This is a genomic window from Peribacillus sp. NJ4, from assembly GCF_030348345.1.
Lineage (GTDB): Bacteria > Bacillota > Bacilli > Bacillales > DSM-1321 > Peribacillus.
This window is the reverse complement of record NZ_JAUCFQ010000001.1, coordinates 4,484,327-4,501,067: the sequence shown is the minus strand read 5'-3', so window position 1 is coordinate 4,501,067 and position 16,741 is coordinate 4,484,327. Positions and strand designations below refer to the sequence as shown.

14 protein-coding genes are annotated in these 16,741 nt (G+C 38.5%); 11 read left to right on the top strand and 3 right to left on the bottom strand.

Going from position 1 to position 16,741, the window contains the following annotated elements:
• Positions 1 to 46 precede the first annotated feature (46 nt).
• A complete protein-coding gene (locus QUF94_RS22395; protein WP_289317783.1) occupies positions 47 to 994 on the bottom strand; it encodes a response regulator in 948 nt (315 codons plus the stop codon).
• Between the two features lie 4 nt (positions 995 to 998).
• Positions 999 to 2,261, bottom strand: coding sequence for a sensor histidine kinase (locus QUF94_RS22390; RefSeq protein WP_289318475.1), 1,263 nt, complete (start codon positions 2,259 to 2,261; stop codon positions 999 to 1,001).
• A 384-nt stretch (positions 2,262 to 2,645) separates the two neighbouring features.
• Between QUF94_RS22390 and QUF94_RS22385 the strand changes: the two genes are divergently transcribed.
• From QUF94_RS22385 to QUF94_RS22370, 4 genes are all read left to right on the top strand, one after another.
• The gene (locus QUF94_RS22385) at positions 2,646 to 3,635 is read left to right on the top strand and encodes a glutaminase (protein WP_289318474.1); all 990 of its coding nucleotides are present in this window, start codon (positions 2,646 to 2,648) and stop codon (positions 3,633 to 3,635) included.
• 171 nt (positions 3,636 to 3,806) lie between these two features.
• Positions 3,807 to 5,441 (top strand): glutamate/serine transporter AimA, encoded by a 1,635-nt coding sequence (locus tag QUF94_RS22380; RefSeq protein ID WP_289317782.1) that lies wholly within the window; start codon positions 3,807 to 3,809, stop codon positions 5,439 to 5,441.
• 540 nt (positions 5,442 to 5,981) lie between these two features.
• Positions 5,982 to 7,877, top strand: a complete 1,896-nt coding sequence (locus QUF94_RS22375) for a PrkA family serine protein kinase (RefSeq protein ID WP_289317781.1) — start codon at positions 5,982 to 5,984, stop codon at positions 7,875 to 7,877.
• A gap of 215 nt (positions 7,878 to 8,092) precedes the next feature.
• Positions 8,093 to 8,644 (top strand): GNAT family N-acetyltransferase, encoded by a 552-nt coding sequence (locus QUF94_RS22370; protein WP_289317780.1) that lies wholly within the window; start codon positions 8,093 to 8,095, stop codon positions 8,642 to 8,644.
• 183 nt (positions 8,645 to 8,827) lie between these two features.
• On the opposite strand, the gene QUF94_RS22365 is transcribed toward QUF94_RS22370, so the two are convergent.
• Complete coding sequence (locus QUF94_RS22365) at positions 8,828 to 9,037, bottom strand: hypothetical protein (protein WP_289317779.1); 210 nt, start codon at positions 9,035 to 9,037, stop codon at positions 8,828 to 8,830.
• Positions 9,038 to 9,153: 116 nt separating this feature from the next.
• On the opposite strand from QUF94_RS22365, the gene QUF94_RS22360 reads away from it, so the two are divergent.
• The 7 genes from QUF94_RS22360 (at position 9,154) to QUF94_RS22330 (ending at position 15,642) form a co-directional block, all read left to right on the top strand.
• Positions 9,154 to 9,333, top strand: a complete 180-nt coding sequence (locus QUF94_RS22360) for a hypothetical protein (protein WP_289317778.1) — start codon at positions 9,154 to 9,156, stop codon at positions 9,331 to 9,333.
• Between the two features lie 480 nt (positions 9,334 to 9,813).
• Positions 9,814 to 10,983 carry a sporulation protein YhbH gene (yhbH, locus tag QUF94_RS22355; RefSeq protein WP_289317777.1) on the top strand — a complete coding sequence of 390 codons (1,170 nt, stop codon included), beginning with the start codon at positions 9,814 to 9,816 and terminating at the stop codon, positions 10,981 to 10,983.
• Between the two features lie 517 nt (positions 10,984 to 11,500).
• Positions 11,501 to 12,265: an IclR family transcriptional regulator gene (locus tag QUF94_RS22350; RefSeq protein WP_289317776.1), complete on the top strand. Its 765-nt coding sequence runs from the start codon at positions 11,501 to 11,503 to the stop codon at positions 12,263 to 12,265.
• Between the two features lie 17 nt (positions 12,266 to 12,282).
• Complete coding sequence (locus tag QUF94_RS22345) at positions 12,283 to 13,236, top strand: sugar kinase (RefSeq protein WP_289317775.1); 954 nt, start codon at positions 12,283 to 12,285, stop codon at positions 13,234 to 13,236.
• 23 nt (positions 13,237 to 13,259) lie between these two features.
• Positions 13,260 to 13,886, top strand: a complete 627-nt coding sequence (locus tag QUF94_RS22340) for a bifunctional 4-hydroxy-2-oxoglutarate aldolase/2-dehydro-3-deoxy-phosphogluconate aldolase (protein ID WP_289317774.1) — start codon at positions 13,260 to 13,262, stop codon at positions 13,884 to 13,886.
• A gap of 33 nt (positions 13,887 to 13,919) precedes the next feature.
• Positions 13,920 to 15,068, top strand: a complete 1,149-nt coding sequence (dgoD, locus tag QUF94_RS22335) for a galactonate dehydratase (RefSeq protein ID WP_289317773.1) — start codon at positions 13,920 to 13,922, stop codon at positions 15,066 to 15,068.
• Between the two features lie 19 nt (positions 15,069 to 15,087).
• Positions 15,088 to 15,642, top strand: a complete 555-nt coding sequence (locus tag QUF94_RS22330; protein ID WP_289317772.1) for a hypothetical protein — start codon at positions 15,088 to 15,090, stop codon at positions 15,640 to 15,642.
• Positions 15,643 to 16,741 lie beyond the last annotated feature (1,099 nt).

Below are 16,741 nucleotides of genomic sequence, written 5' to 3'. Positions count from 1 at the left end.
TTATGCTTTTTGAGTACTTCCGTAGTTTTTTGTTATTATTCATGGGTTATCTATATCTAATTATTTCATCTGGATTCAAGCGTTTCGCTTCGAAAAAAAATACTTGAATAAACTTTTTTGTATTTACTCGGGTAGGAGTAAGAACTATTGTAGAATCATTTTGCAGTTCTTTCATCTTTTGGCGAACGACTGTGAAATCAAAAAATTTAGAAGCGTAATTTTCAAACTTTGGATTTGAAAAATCCGTTAAACCGAGCGAAGCAAAATGATTCAGCGATTGGTTGATGGTTCTGCGTATTCGCTGTTCGGCAGCTTTTATTTCACGATTAATATCAGCCTGCACAGCTGATGTTCCGAGCTTTTTCTTTGTGATTTCCACAAAGATATCTTTAAGGGTCGGGAAATGCTGTTTAAAAGTAAAAGTCCGTTCATACATAAATAAATATTGAAGCATTTCCATTAAATCTTTTGCCCCATTTTCTCCAACGATTCCTAATTCCGATAAAAGAAATTCGCCCACTTCTTTTATACTGTTCTCATTGAAATTATTTGATTTAGCAACTTTTGGCTGTTCAAAACTCAATACACTATTTAAAGAGGCTTGGATGTTAGTGATCGATCTTTCCAAATGGATACGTTCCATAACTTTTCGAATGACCGTTAATATTTCAATACGATTGATTGGTTTATTAATATAATAATCAATTCCGAGCGAGTATGCTTCACCAATTAGCTCCTTGGATTCAACCTGTGAAATCATTATTACTTTTCCGTTAAATGTATTTTTTATATGACGGAGTGTCTCAATGCCATCTCGAATTGGCATTAATAAATCAATGAATAATATATCAATTTGTTTTAAATTCAAAATATGTCCTTCTAATAAACTTCCATCTTCCGCTTCCTCCACCACTTCTCCTAAATCTTCGTTCTCAATGATTTGGCTTAAGTTTGAACGTATAGCACAATCGTCATCTGTTATAAAAAAACGCATGAAATCATCCTCTCTGAATCAACTTATGAATTGGTAACTTTATTGAAAAAAGGGCCCCGTTAAGCTTATTTTCAAATAGGATATCCCCCCCCAGTTCTTTCACGACTTCATTAACATATGAGAGTCCAATCCCTGTTGAAGGTGTTCCGTATTGATCATATTTTGAAGTGAATCCAGGTTTAAATATAACGGTCTGATATTTTTGAGGGATACCAGGTCCATTATCAGCCACTTTAAATTCTACATTGTCGCAAATTTCACACAAACTTAAACGAATGATTCCCTTTTCTTTAATTGCTTCCACTGCATTAGCGACTAAATTATTGAAAAGAGATAATACGGTATATACATGATAATGTGAATGGTTATTTCCATCTAATGAGTATTCAAATTGAATATCCTTTCCAAGTGATAAGGCATATTTTTCATTAATTCGGATAATTAAATGAAAGAGTTCAGCAGCATTCATATAATCTTTAAAACTTTCATTGGAGATCAATTTAGATAGACCAGCAAATATTCGTTGATTATCCTTCTTAACTTCATGCATTTCACCCGCGATACGCAAAGCCTTTTGACTATATTGCTGTGCAGGAACATCAGGTTGCTTTTCCCTTTTTTCCAGTTCTTTTAAATCACGATACAAATCATACGATTTCTTTGTAATATTCTCTGCATTTTTTAATGTTTTTTTTAAATGAATCGTTTCCTCATATAAATTTGAAATGAGCATCAGCATATGTTCATTTTGTTTTCTGATTTGCTTTTCTCTTGATTGTGCTTCATAAAGTTTCATCATATTAAAAAAGCTTAAAACGATAAAACTGTGTCCGAATGCGATCACGATCATCTCATTTAGTGAACCTAACGTAATCGTTGTTTCTAATACAATATATTGAAAGAATAATTCTACAGAGTCGGACAATATTTCGATAATGAGACCAATAAATCCAATAACTAAAGATCGGTTTTGAAAGCGGTGTATTTTCACTAAAGAAAAAAGAAAGGAATAGGTGAAATAAAAGAAAAAACTAGGATATTGGACTTGGAAAGAAGAAGTCCAGGAAAAATTATCATGCATGAAAAAGTCTATTAGGATTCGAAATACCACAACCATTGTTCCTGTCAAGATGCCTGAAAAAATGGCAGGTGTTTTCTGTAATAATAGTAAAAAGAAGAAAAGTGCAGGCGGACCAAAACTTATTCGAAACGTTTCATTTAAAGGATAAAAACTCAATTCGCCTGCTAATGGTACTGTTAACAACATCAGAATAAGGATATTGACCTCTTTTTTCATTAACGTACTGAGATTCAAGTCGTCACCTCCCAATTTGTTTAAAAAATCAGTATACAGTTTCATCGGCTTCAATACAACGCTTACTTTGTTCCTGATTAAACGGCTTAGTACCAATTATGGCAAAACCAATCTGTTTTTCTATCAACAAATAATGGTAACAGTTGATGTGAATTAATCACGTTTTTTTTGTGGATTTTTATTTTTTAGAATTTGTAGGTTTTCGTATGTTTATGTAGTTCCTATTTTAAAATTAAAGGTAGTTAGAAATATTTTGAAAGCGCTTAACGATTTTCATTGTGTTTTCATCAAATCCAATAAAGTAAGCACAAACAACTAATGAGGTGGAAGAATGTGATTGAAGAATTGTCAAAAGAGTATGACATTCACGTTAATAGCCAAAAGCAAGCCTGCTTAGATGAATGGGTGGCACACTACAGATCCTATGCAACAGAAGGACAAACCGCCAATTATATACCGGCATTGAGCAATATACACTTATCGCAATTAGGTATCTGCATACTAGAGCCAGGTGGAACAATGATGAAGTCAGGGGATTGTGAAGTCCCTTTCACGTTGCAAAGTATTTCAAAAGTGCTCAGCTTTATAGCCGCATGCTTGGGTTGCGGCATTTCTTATGTTTTAGAGAGGGTCGATGTGGAACCAACTGGGGATGCTTTCAATTCAATTATTCGTTTAGAAATGCATAAGCCGGGAAAACCGTTTAATCCTATGATAAATGCTGGAGCGATTACTATAGCGTCGCTTCTTCCAGGGGATTCTTCACAAAAAAAATTGGAATTTCTCTATGCATTATTTGAAAATTTGTTAGGGAAGCGCCCGACAATCAATGAGGAAGTGTATCAATCTGAGTGGCAAACCTCTCATAGAAATAGAGCTTTAGCTCACTATTTAAAAGAGGCGAATTATTTAGAATCGGATGTTGAGGAAGCTTTGGAAGTTTACCTGAAGCAATGTTCCATAGAAGTGACCACGGAAGACATAGCCCTGTTTGGATTGATTCTTGCACAAGATGGATACCATCCTATTCGTAAAGAACAAGTTCTCCCTAAAAAAGTGGCAAAACTAGCCAAAGCATTAATGCTTACTTGTGGAATGTACAATGCCTCGGGGAAATTTGCGGCTTTTGTTGGGGTGCCAGCCAAAAGTGGAGTATCTGGTGGGATTATGGCGTTAGTTCCTCCAAATGCCAGAAGCGGACTGCCTTTTCAAGATGGATGCGGTATTGGTATTTATGGACCGGCCATAGATGAATATGGGAATAGCGTAACAGGTAGTTTGTTATTGAAACAAATGGCACAAGAATGGGATCTAAGTATTTTCTGAAAGTAAAGAAAATTTTGTTCTTATAAAAAATCAATATAGGGTACCATCCTAAAGATTTCCCTATCAATTCACTAAACTATAACAAGAGGTGATGTAATGCAGTAAGAGAAATCATTAATCTTGTTACTTTTAAACGTAAAGAATAATTTTGGAAAGCATGGTGATAAACATATGAATAATTTGCAGCGAAAGATGGGAACGTTTTCGTTAACGATGGTGGGACTCGGCTCTATTATAGGCTCAGGTTGGTTATTCGGAGCTTGGAGAGCTGCACAAATTGCAGGACCAGCAGCCATTATCTCTTGGATTATTGGGATGGTCGTTATTTTATTTATCGCACTTTCTTACAGTGAATTAGGTGCAATGTTTCCTGAAGCTGGGGGAATGGTAAAGTATACGCAGTACTCTCATGGTTCGTTTTTAGGGTTTCTTGCAGGTTGGGCAAACTGGATTGCAATCGTTTCCGTAATTCCGGTTGAAGCGATTGCTTCTGTTCAATATATGAGCTCATGGCCATGGGAATGGGCACAGTGGACACATGGTTTAGTGGAAAATGGAAGTCTTACTGGGGGAGGCTTGGCAATTGCCTCTGTATTATTGATCGTCTACTTTTTATTAAATTACTGGACAGTTAGCTTGTTTTCGAAAGCTAATTCATTTATTACAGTCTTTAAGGTTATTATACCTGGACTTACGATTGGATCACTTTTATTTGCCGGTTTTCACGCATCCAATTTTACGTCTGCAGGAAGTATAGCACCTAATGGTTGGGCAAGTGTACTAACTGCCGTAGCAACTTCTGGTATTATCTTTGCATTTAACGGTTTTCAAAGTCCGATTAATATGGCAGGTGAGGCAAAGAATCCTGGACGTTCGATCCCAATTGCAGTAATTGGTTCCATATTAATTGCAACGGTCATCTACGTTTTATTACAGGTTGCGTTTATTGGAGCCGTTGATCCGTCTATGATTGTGAACGGATGGCAACATTTGAATTTCAATTCACCGTTTGCTGACTTAGCTATTGTTTTAGGCATAAACTGGTTAGTTATTTTACTATATGTGGATGCTTTTATTTCTCCTTCCGGGACGGGAATAACATACACGGCGACAACGTCACGAATGCTTTATGGAATGGAAAAGAATAAATATTTACCAAGCGTGTTTGGAAAACTACATCCTCTTTATGGTATCCCGCGTCAAGCCATGTTTTTAAATCTAGGCGTATCGTTCTTATTTTTATTCATGTTTAGAGGCTGGGGTGTACTGGCAGAGGTTATTTCGGTTGCGACTTTAGTCTCTTATATTACAGGTCCAGTTACTGTTATGACATTAAGACGCACAGGTCAGAACTTGTATAGACCATTACGTTTAAAAGGATTAAGTATTATTGCACCACTTGGCTTCGTTTTTGCTTCTTTAGTTCTATATTGGGCAAGATGGCCACTAACAGGACAAGTATTATTTATCATTATGATTGGTCTTCCCGTTTATTTCTATTATCAATCAAAAATAAAATGGAAGGGATTCCGTCAAAACTTTTCAGCAGGGCTTTGGATGGTTGTTTATTTACTCTGTATGATGACCATTTCATACTTAGGCAGTGAAAAATTTGGCGGACTGAACGTAATTCCATTTGGTTGGGATATGGTCATCATTACATGTTTATCACTAGTGTTTTATAGTTGGGCAATAAAGAGTGGATTCCAAACAGAATATTTGGAACAAGGGCAAAAGGTAAACGACGACTTGAGATCAATGGAGAACGACATCACATCTCAAACGGAAAAAAAGAACGCTGTATAAAATATGAAGGCACTGCCATTGATTTCAGGCTTCGATATGCAGAAATCAATGGCAGTTTTTATTTTTAATCATTTTAAAAAGATATTTAATAATGAAAGTGCTTTTTTCTATTTATATGGACTGGACGCAAAAGGGGACGGCAAATTTTAATTTGCTGTCCCCTTTTTGGAATTTAAGAAAGGCTTTTATATTCTTTATTTCACACCTGGTTTATCGTCATACCCAGCAGTGAAGATAGCGGCTAAAAATGTAATAGCGACTGCAACGATAATAACTGTGCCCATGTTGTGACCTCCCTTTACCCATATTGTCCCACTTAAGTATAGGCTTAGTATACCCTAATTTTTAGCAGGAGTGCACACAATTTTTCTTGTCAGCCGTTTTGTCATCAATTGTTCAAAGAATAAGCCTTTTTAGATACAAAAAGAGTGAAGGGGGATTCGAAACAATGCCCGGCGACTTTTTAAAGTCTGACATGTTTGTCAGACTTGGTGCATAGATTTAAGTATTCTCTGAAAGTGACAGGGGGAGGTTCCTTAAATGGATATTTTAAAGAAAATCGAAAAATTTAGAGAAGATGAACAGAAGCTTAAGTGGGAAGGCACCTTCGCAGAGTACTTAGACATCTTGAAAGAAACACCATTGGTTGCACAATCTGCTCATTCACGTGTATACAACATGATCAGAGATGCGGGGATAGAGGAATTAAATGGATCAAAGAAATACAATTTTTTCAGCGGCCAGTTGTTTGGCCTTGAAGATTCACTGGAAAGACTCATCGAGGAATATTTTCATCCGGCGGCAAAGCGGTTGGATGTACGTAAACGGATCTTGCTTTTGATGGGTCCGGTCTCAGGAGGGAAGTCTACGCTCGTTTCTTTACTGAAGCGTGGACTTGAAAATTATTCGTTAAAAGATACTGGTGCCATTTATGCAATAAAGGGATGCCCGATGCACGAAGATCCACTGCATCTCATCCCACAGTACTTACGGCAGGATTTTTATGAGGAATATGGCATTCGAATTGAAGGTAATCTTTCACCGCTGAATGTTATGAGGTTAGAACAGGAGTATGGAAGCAGAATTGAAGATGTTTTGGTCGAGCGTATTTTCCTTTCGGAGGATAAACGTGTTGGTATTGGAACATTCAGTCCTTCTGACCCTAAGTCACAGGATATTGCTGATTTGACGGGCAGCATCGATTTTTCGACGATTGCCGAATATGGATCCGAATCGGATCCGCGTGCCTACCGTTTTGATGGCGAGCTGAACAAGGCGAACCGCGGGATGATGGAGTTCCAGGAGATGCTGAAATGTGATGAGAAGTTCTTATGGCATTTGCTTTCACTGACTCAGGAAGGAAATTTTAAAGCGGGACGGTTTGCATTGATCAGTGCCGATGAACTTATCGTGGCACATACGAATGAAACGGAATATAAAGCTTTCATTTCCAACAAGAAAAATGAAGCACTGCATTCCCGGATCATTGTCATGCCGATTCCATACAATCTGAAGGTTACAGAGGAAGAAAAGATTTATGAAAAAATGATTCAAGAAAGTGATGTTTCCGATGTTCATATAGCCCCGCATACATTAAGGGTGGCTGCAATCTTCAGCATCATGACCCGCCTAAAGGATCCCAAAAAGGGTGATATCGATTTAGTGAAAAAGATGAGGCTTTATGATGGGGAAAACGTGGAAGGCTTTAATTCCGCTGACATCAATGAATTGAAAAAAGAATATCAGGACGAAGGCATGAGCGGAATCGATCCACGTTACGTGATTAACCGAATTTCCTCAACGATCATTCGTAAGGAAAATCCGTCCATTAATGCATTGGATGTACTTATGTCATTAAAAGCAGGTCTTGACCAACATCCGTCCATTACGAACGAACTTCGGGAGCGGTATCTGAATTTCATTTCACTGGCACGTAAAGAATATGATGCCATTGCAAAAAATGAAGTACAAAAGGCGTTTGTCTATTCATATGAAGAGTCGGCTAAAATCCTCATGGATAATTATCTGGACAATGTCGAAGCATACTGCAATAAATCAAGACTGCGCGATCCTTTGACTGGGGAAGAAATTAACCCGGATGAAAAATTGATGCGCTCGATTGAAGAGCAAATTGGAATTTCCGAGAATGCAAAAAAAGCATTCCGCGAAGAAATATTGATTCGAATTTCTGCATATGCGCGTAAAGGTAAGCGATTCGATTATAATTCACATGATCGTTTACGGGAAGCGATCCAGAAAAAACTATTTGCCGATTTGAAGGATGTAGTTAAGATCACCACTTCAACGAAGACACCAGACGAAAGGCAACTGAAGAAAGTGAACGAAGTCATCACGAGACTTATCGATGAGCACGGATATAATTCCACTTCAGCCAATGATTTGCTGCGCTACGTGGGCAGCTTGTTAAATCGGTAATCCATACTTTTTTGCCCCTGCCCCCTATTGGGCAGGGGTTTACCTACTTTTTCGGAATGTTACTTTTATCCAACAAATGAAACAAACGCAACGATTCCATTATGAAAAATGATAATGCAACAAGATTTTCTGGAATATGTGTAGAATAGTTATCTATAATCAAAGAAAAACAAGTTGCCTTAGTTAAGAAAAGGGCAGGATTTGGAGTCGATCGAATGGATTATGTTCGTGAAAAATTAATGATTACGACAGAAAGGCTCGTCCTTAGATTATTTCAAACACCCGATGCGGCAGCGGTTGCGACCCTTTGCAATAACTATAATATTTACAAAAATACATTGTACCTACCTTATCCATATAGTTTAAATGATGCGTTATCCTGGATGGGGAACCATTACGATAATTTTATGGCTGATAAAAATTACGAGTTCGCGGTAACAGACAAGGAAACTCGCGAATTATTTGGAGCAATTGCGTTATCGAACAATAAAATTTTTAACCACGGAGAAATAGCCTATTGGATTGGTGAGCCATTTTGGGGAAATGGCTATGCGACAGAGGCAGCACAATCAATTTTGCAATTTGCGTTTGAAGAAAAGAAACTGCACAAAGTGTTTGCACGATATTTTTTATCGAACCTTGCTTCAGGAAAAGTTATGGAGAAGATTGGTATGAAAAAAGAGGGAATGTTAAAGGAACATGTCATAAAAGACAGTAAATATGAGGATTTAGTATATTACGGAATTATTAATGAAAATGATCAATAATTAACATACGAAGTTAAGAAAAGGGGGTGAATATTACTTATTCGCCATTCGGAAAAATTTGTATTCGATTTTCATTTCGAAAGCCTTATTAATTTAAGAAAATCAACAATCAAGTTAAACAGGGCCTAAGACAAAAAAATGCCGGGCACTTCTCAATGGAGGGGAGCCCGGAGTTTTTGTTTTCTATTTAGTTACATTCAAACCGTACTGTTCAATAAGTGTGATAAGTTGGTCAGGTGAAAGTTTTTCTTCGCTATGATCAATTTTAATTTCCCCATCATCAACATCAATGATCGCACGTTCCACACCTTCCGTTTTTAAAAGTATGGACTCTAGATTTAATATCGGCCCTTCTGATGTTGCTTCCTTTACATAAAGAGTAGTTGTTTGCATATTTCTTGCACCTCCTTAGATTGCTCATAATGTCTTATCTATACCCCATCTTCCCTTCAGATATGTTACGTTTTGGATTTGGAAATATTGGGTATCAATAAGTAGAGGTGATAAAAATGAGTAAAGAAGAATTGAAAAAGGAGCATGTTCCGGAAAATAGCTCCATGGCCAAGGATTATGAAGAAATGAAAGAACTTGGGAAGCAGATGGAAAATCAAAGGACGAATGAAGAATTGAAAAAGTGGGATAAACGCCCAGGTACAGTTCAACATGAAATAGAGGAAGATAAAGATTGACGAATACCACAACCAGAATCAATCTATCTATATAAAAGGGGTGCCCAGAAAATTACTGGGGCACCTTTTTGTTGTTTTTCATTGCTTTTTTTGAAATGTACTTTTATGTCTCTGCTTTGCGGATTATGTACCTTAGCCAATCCAAAAAATGAAGCATACAAGAAACCGAACAGACTGAAAAACATCAGGTCTGTTCGGTTTGATGAAATACCTATTTTGCAGTAACGTTTAGAAAAAATCTTAAAAGGGCCTCTAATGTACAGTCATGACTTGTCTAGTTCGTAGGCAAACATCCATTTTGAATTTTGTTGTAAATTATCCTGCACCGCTGCATAAGATAGAGTAATACTTTTCTTTTAATCCGTTTTTTCGTACAGTATTTTTTCATTGAAAAACCGGAATGATGTGGGCTTTCTCACACTAATTTATTATATGAAGGAATGATGAAAAGCGTGCAAACATTTTTAAGGGGGGAAGAGAATGTCGGAAGAGAATAATCAACAATATGTTATCTCACAGGAAAATTGGACCCTCCATCGGAAAGGCTATGATGATCAACAACGCCATCAGGAAAAGGTGCAGGAAGCCATCAAGAATAATTTACCTGATTTAATTTCAGAAGAAAGCATCGTAATGTCCAATGGCCGGGATGTTATCAAGATTCCCATTCGCTCCTTGGATGAATACAAAATTCGTTATAACTATGATAAAAACAAACATGTAGGGCAAGGCGATGGAGACAGTAAAGTGGGGGATGTGGTTGCAAGGGATGGCTCGCCGTCCGACGCCGGTTCCGGAAAGGGCCAAGGTGCAGGTGACAAGGCCGGTGAGGATTATTATGAAGCCGAAGTGTCAATGATGGAATTGGAGGAAGCCCTGTTCAGCCAATTGGAACTGCCTAATCTCCAGAAGAAAGAACAGGCTGAGCATACGCTTGAACATATCGAATTCAACGATATCCGCAAGACAGGCTTAATGGGAAATATCGATAAAAAGAAAACGATGATATCTGCTTTCAAACGGAACGCTTTAAGCGGGGACCCGGGTTTCCACCCTATTTATAAGGAAGATTTTAAATTCAAAACCTGGAATGAGATCCAGAAACCTGATTCCAAAGCAGTTGTGCTGGCAATGATGGATACATCCGGTAGTATGGGATTATGGGAAAAATATATGGCTCGAAGCTTTTTCTTTTGGATGAACCGTTTCTTGCGGACAAAATATGAAACGGTAGAAATCGAGTTCATTGCCCATCATACCGAAGCGAAAGTGGTTCCGGAAGAGGATTTCTTTTCAAAAGGGGAAAGCGGCGGTACGATTTGTTCGTCCGTATACCGAAAAGCATTAGAACTTATTGATCATAAATATGACCCTGCGAAGTTTAATATCTATCCGTTTCACTTTTCGGACGGTGATAACCTCACATCTGACAACGTCCGATGCGTTAAGCTTGTTGAAGAACTCATGAAGGTTTCCAATATGTTCGGGTATGGTGAAGTCAATCAATATAATCGTCATTCGACATTGATGACAGCGTATAAGAATATCGATAATGAAAAATTCAGGTACTTTATCCTTAAGCAAAAGGCTGACGTTTTCCACGCAATGAAGAGCTTTTTTAAAGACGAGGAAAGTAAGAAGTATGCATGAAAAAGGAAACGTGGAGAGTTTTTTTAAATCAATATAGTTGAAGGTAAAAAGGCGTGCGATTTACATTGTGCGTCTTTTTTTCAAAATATTCAGTTTCCTTCAGTATCAGAGATATACTGATTAAGATTCATAAATTCGAATTACATATAAAAAGGCCATTGCTCAACAGGAGCAATGGCTTTTTCAAATCCACTATACATAGATCATTCGTTTCGTCATTTCAACAGCACGCTGTCCAAACGCTTTCCAAAGTTCTTCATCATGTTGGTAATAAGTAGAACGTTCAACTGGGTAGGATCCTTACAGATAATACGAAGCCCATTTTCAGGAAACTCCCTGGTAAACCAACAATGATACCAACCCTCAAGGGCGATATAACCTTAATTGGAAAATGCAAAAAAACCAAATAATTACTGAATTGGTTGGCATTTATTTTTCAATATGATAGTATGAAAGTACATATCACATATAAGATTTAAAATCATATATGTGATTTAGTGAAAGAGGTGAACAACAGATGTCAGTTAAATCGGCAGAACGCGTTTTGAGAGTTTTTGAATTATTAAGCCAGTATCGAGATGGTTTAACGATTAAGGAAATAAGCGAGAAGTTATCATTTCCACAGAGCAGTACATCTGGTCTGATTGGTACGTTATTTAAGGAAGGTTATCTTTCTCTGGATTCTTTTAACCAATATAAGTTAGGACCAAAGTTGATCCAAATTGGAAGCGCTGCATTGGAGTCGTTAGATATCTCCAAACAGGCGTTACCTTATTTAAAAAGGTTGATGGAGGATGTACAAGAGACTGTATTTATGGCGTTATTGTCGGAGAAGGACTTGGTGTATGTGGCGAAGATTGATAACAATCGTTCCATTCGAACCACTGCACAGCCGGGAAATCATAAACCATTATATTGTACAGGACTTGGAAAGGCCTTTTTGGCATTTATGAACGAACAACAAAAAAATCAAATTCTGGACAGCACGGAATTACTTCCTATTACGGGTCACACGATTACCGATAGACAAGAGTTGGAACAGCAGCTTGATATCTTTAAGCAGTTGGGTCATTCCATCGATGATGAGGAAAATGAAGAAGGGTTATTTTGTATGGCGGCTCCGATATATGGAGCGGATAATTCCATTCAAGCAGCGATCAGTGTGGCAGGACCTAAAGAAAGAATGATCAAGCAAAGGGAAACAATTGTAGAAAAATTGTTGCTCACTTCAAAAGAAGTGTCCACCAGTATTGGCTACAAGGTAGGTCAAGGTCAACCTTAATGGAAGGAGGGACAGGTATGGATGTTGTAAGTTTAGGAGAAACGATGATCTTATTTTCTCCTGAAGAAACGGGTCAATTAAGATATAACCGAAACTATTCTTCCAGGGTAGCCGGGGCAGAAACCAATACACTGATCGGCCTGGCGAAGCTTGGTTATCAAACAGGCTGGATGAGCAGAGTTGGTAAGGACGAACTTGGAAAAAGAATCATTGCAAGTGTGCGTGGTGAAGGAGTGGATACTTCTTTTGTAAAAGAAGATGAAAGCGCTCCCACTGGGCTGTTTTTAAAAGAACGAACAACTGTCGATAGCTCAAAGGTTTTCTATTACCGAAAATTTTCAGCTGCCAGTAAAATGACTCCTGCTGATATGGAAGAAAGCTACATTGCGAAAGCGAAGATCTTATATATTACAGGCATTACCGCGGCGCTTAGTGATTCATGCAAAGAAACCGTCTTTCATGCGATCGAGATTGCTAGAAAAAATGGAGTGAAAATCGTTTTTGATCCAAACATACGAAAAACGTTACTAGATGAAAAAATAGGAAAAGACATGTTATTGGAAATAGTCGCGAAGGCTGATATCATCTTACCCGGTATTTCGGAAGGTGACTATTTATTTCAAACAAAGGATTGTAAGCAAATCGCGGCAGAATGTAAGCACTTAGGGGCGGAAATGGTGGTCGTGAAGCTTGGTGAAAAAGGAGCTTACTATTCAACCCCCAAAGATTCTGGTTATGTGGAGGCCTACCCGGTCAAAACTGTGCTCGACCCGATTGGGGCGGGAGATGGTTTTGCTGCCGGTGTACTGTCGGGCTTACTGGATGAACGGTCCATTCAAGAAGCGGTGAAAAGAGGCTGTGCCATCGGAGCAATCGTCACAACGGTCAGCGGGGATATCGAGGGTCTTCCAGATAAAGAAGCACTGGAAGAATATATGAACCGTATTGACAAAGATGACGTCATCCGCTAAACAGCAAGAAGGAGGGTTAAAAGATGAATGCGCTTTCAACTATTTTAGAACACAAGGTTATTTCCATTGTCCGTGGCTCAAAGCCTGGGGATACGGTGAAAATTGCAGGAGCTTTAAGAAACGGTGGCGTTAAATTAATAGAAATCACGCTGAATTCTCCCAACGCCTTACATTCGATCGAACTCGTTTCGGAAGCGTTTGGCGATGAAATGGTGGTTGGTGCCGGTACAGTACTGGACCAGGAAACGGCACGGGCAGCGATCCTTGCTGGTGCGAAGTTTATCTTATCCCCAACGGTTAATTTGGAAACGATCAAAATGACCAAACGATATGGGGCAGTGAGTATTCCCGGTGCCTTTACACCAACAGAAATCTTAACGGCTTATGAAAACGGTGGCGATATCATCAAAGTATTCCCAGCAAGCATCGGCCCGGGTTATATAAAAGATATTCGTGGTCCTTTATCACATATCCCACTGTTGCCAACAGGAGGCGTTACGTTAGAAAATATCGCTGAATTCCAAAAAGTTGGAGCGGTCGGCTTCGGAATTGGAAGCGCGCTGGCCGACACAAAGCATGAAGTCAACGAGAAATACTTAGAGGACTTAACCCGTAAAGCAGAAGCATTTGTCTCAGCCATTCGTTCTTAAAAAAACTATAAAACTTTTAAGGAGAGATTCACTATGAAAATCACAAGCTATGAATTATTCCAAGTACCACCACGCTGGTTATTTTTAAAAATCGAAACAGATGAAGGAATCGTTGGTTGGGGAGAACCGGTAATTGAAGGTAGAGCCGCAACGGTAAAATCCGCTGTTGATGAATTAATGGAAAACCTTATTGGAAAAGACCCGCGTAATATTGAAGATCATTGGAATGTGATGTACAGAGCAGGCTTCTATCGTGGCGGTCCTATCTTAATGAGCGCAATCTCAGGAATTGATCAAGCACTTTGGGATATTAAAGGGAAATATCATAATGCACCGGTCCATCAACTTCTTGGAGGAAAAGCAAGAGAATCGATTAAAGTTTATTCATGGATCGGCGGGGATCGTCCGACAGATGTCGGCGAAGCTGCCAGGGAAGTTGTTTCTAAAGGATTTACAGCAGTGAAAATGAATGGTACCGAGGAACTGCAATATGTGGATTCCTATGAAAAAATTGATCAAGTGTTAGCTCGGGTTTCAGCTGTACGTGAGGCAGTGGGACCATATGTAGGAATTGGTATTGATTTTCATGGAAGAGTGCATAAGCCAATGGCAAAAATTCTTGCAAAAGAATTGGAAGTTTTCAGACCGATGTTCATTGAAGAGCCTGTATTACCGGAAAATAATGAATCATTGCGTGAAATCGCCAATCATACCGCGATCCCGATTGCGACAGGTGAAAGAATGTTCTCCAAGTGGGATTTCAAAAAGTTATTGACTGATGGATATGCCGATATCATCCAACCCGACTTATCACATGCTGGTGGAATTACCGAATGTAAGAAAATCATATCCATGGCGGAGGCTTTCGATGTGGCAGCTGCTCCTCACTGTCCATTGGGACCGATAGCATTAGCTGCCTGCTTGCAAGTCGATGCTACTTGTCATAACGCATTTATCCAGGAACAAAGTCTAGGGATTCATTATAACCAAGGTAGTGATTTGCTAGATTACATCGTGGATAACCAAGTATTCAAATATGAGGATGGGTTTGTAAAAATTCCGGACGGAGTCGGTCTGGGTATTGAGATTAACGAAGATCACGTAAGAAAAATGGCTGAGATTGGTCATAACTGGAGAAATCCGGTTTGGAGACACAAAGACGGAAGTGTAGCAGAGTGGTAAAAGGTCTGCGGTCCTTTTGGTGGAAGAAATAACTCAAGTGAATCTGATTCTTACTAATAGTCTTGATAAGGAGATCCTTGCTCAGTCCAAGAAGGGCAGTCAAGTCATCTTCTTCGCGGAAGAGGGGGATGGTGTAAAGAATAAAGCCCATTATTCCTTTCGTCAGCTGGATATTGGGGAAAGCTGGGCCCGTGCTTCTTCAATGAATTATGTGGACACTGCTTGGTTTGGAGGGTTACCGATCCAACCTGAAATCGGATGGGAATTCGAACGATTAATTCCGGATTATGTGATTCCTTTCAAGGATTACAAAAAGGTGCAGACCGTGAACATGTTTGGCAATCCCTTGCTTTCGGAGAGTGTAGATATCATTTCTGGTTACTTCCAAGGATGGCTCGGGCAAAATGGCGGCTCCGTTATCAAACAAGACATGGGCGAAGGGTCGATCATAACGGTTACCTGGAAACTTGTCAGTCAAATCGAGCATAACCCGATCGCTCTATTAATCTTGAATCGACTTATTGAGAAAATGTGTGGAAAACACAAGGTTTCAAGCAGTAAGAGTGTCAGGTGATTGATAGGAATTAGCAATCCATTCCATTTTGGATTGCTAATTTTTTTGTTCGTGAGGGGTGCTGCGCTTTCCCTTTAGTGGAGGTGGATGGCGGGGTCTGGTGAAAATTTCGTTCATGCCACTTCGTTCCAATCCTTCTTCACCTGCCATGATGATTTCTTACGGGAGGAATAATATAAAAAATGATTTATCTCATTTCATTTTTGAAACGATATGATTTTGTAAATATTATAAAATGAAATAGCAGTGAGGGCCACTTCCCCAAACCCCCATTGTAAAAAGAAGGCCCAATTCTCTGAGCGTATCCATAATATTGTGCCTGGATAAACACTCAGGCTGCCTGTTCCCTTTGTTCCAAGGGGCAGGCTGTTTTTAATTTCTCCTGAATTTATAATATTTTTTTTGATCCTTTTAATAGGTTCTGTTCCTCAGAAGCTACTATATTTGCGATTCCCTCTCGTCCTTTTTATATCCCCATGCCAATTCATTCAAAATTTAATGCTTCTGTGCGAAAAGAATAATTAGCCGCTCTCACCAGCATTTTCGAAAATCTATTAAATCAAACACAGCAAGATTCCATTTATGAAAAATGAACTGCATTTCTTTTCTGAACGAATATTTTTACTTTATGAAATAGCGACACTCACCTATTTGTATATAATGATGCCAGAATATAAATCTAGATAAAATCAACATCATGATAAAGGAGAAAGATGATGTCGAAGCAATTTAACTTTTTTTTATTATCGGTGTCACAAACTTGGTCTACCCTATTGAAATATAGGATCTATTTTATTCAAGCCTTTTTAGTCTTATTTTTGATGTACCTTTTATTAAATGAACAAGAAATAAATACGCTGAAAATCACCCTCATTTTAATTACGTCACTATTCTTTCTTAAAAGTGCCCATACAAAAAAGGGGTGAATAAAAGTAAAAGTGGTATGTAAGAGGAATACGGGGGAAAGGCCTATGGGCGTGTACCAAGTGCGCTGGATGATATATATGTTCATGTATGCAGACGGAACGTTATGAAAATGAGATACAAGATAAATAGAAGAAACTCTTCAGGGAATGAAAATAATAACCAAATAGGATAA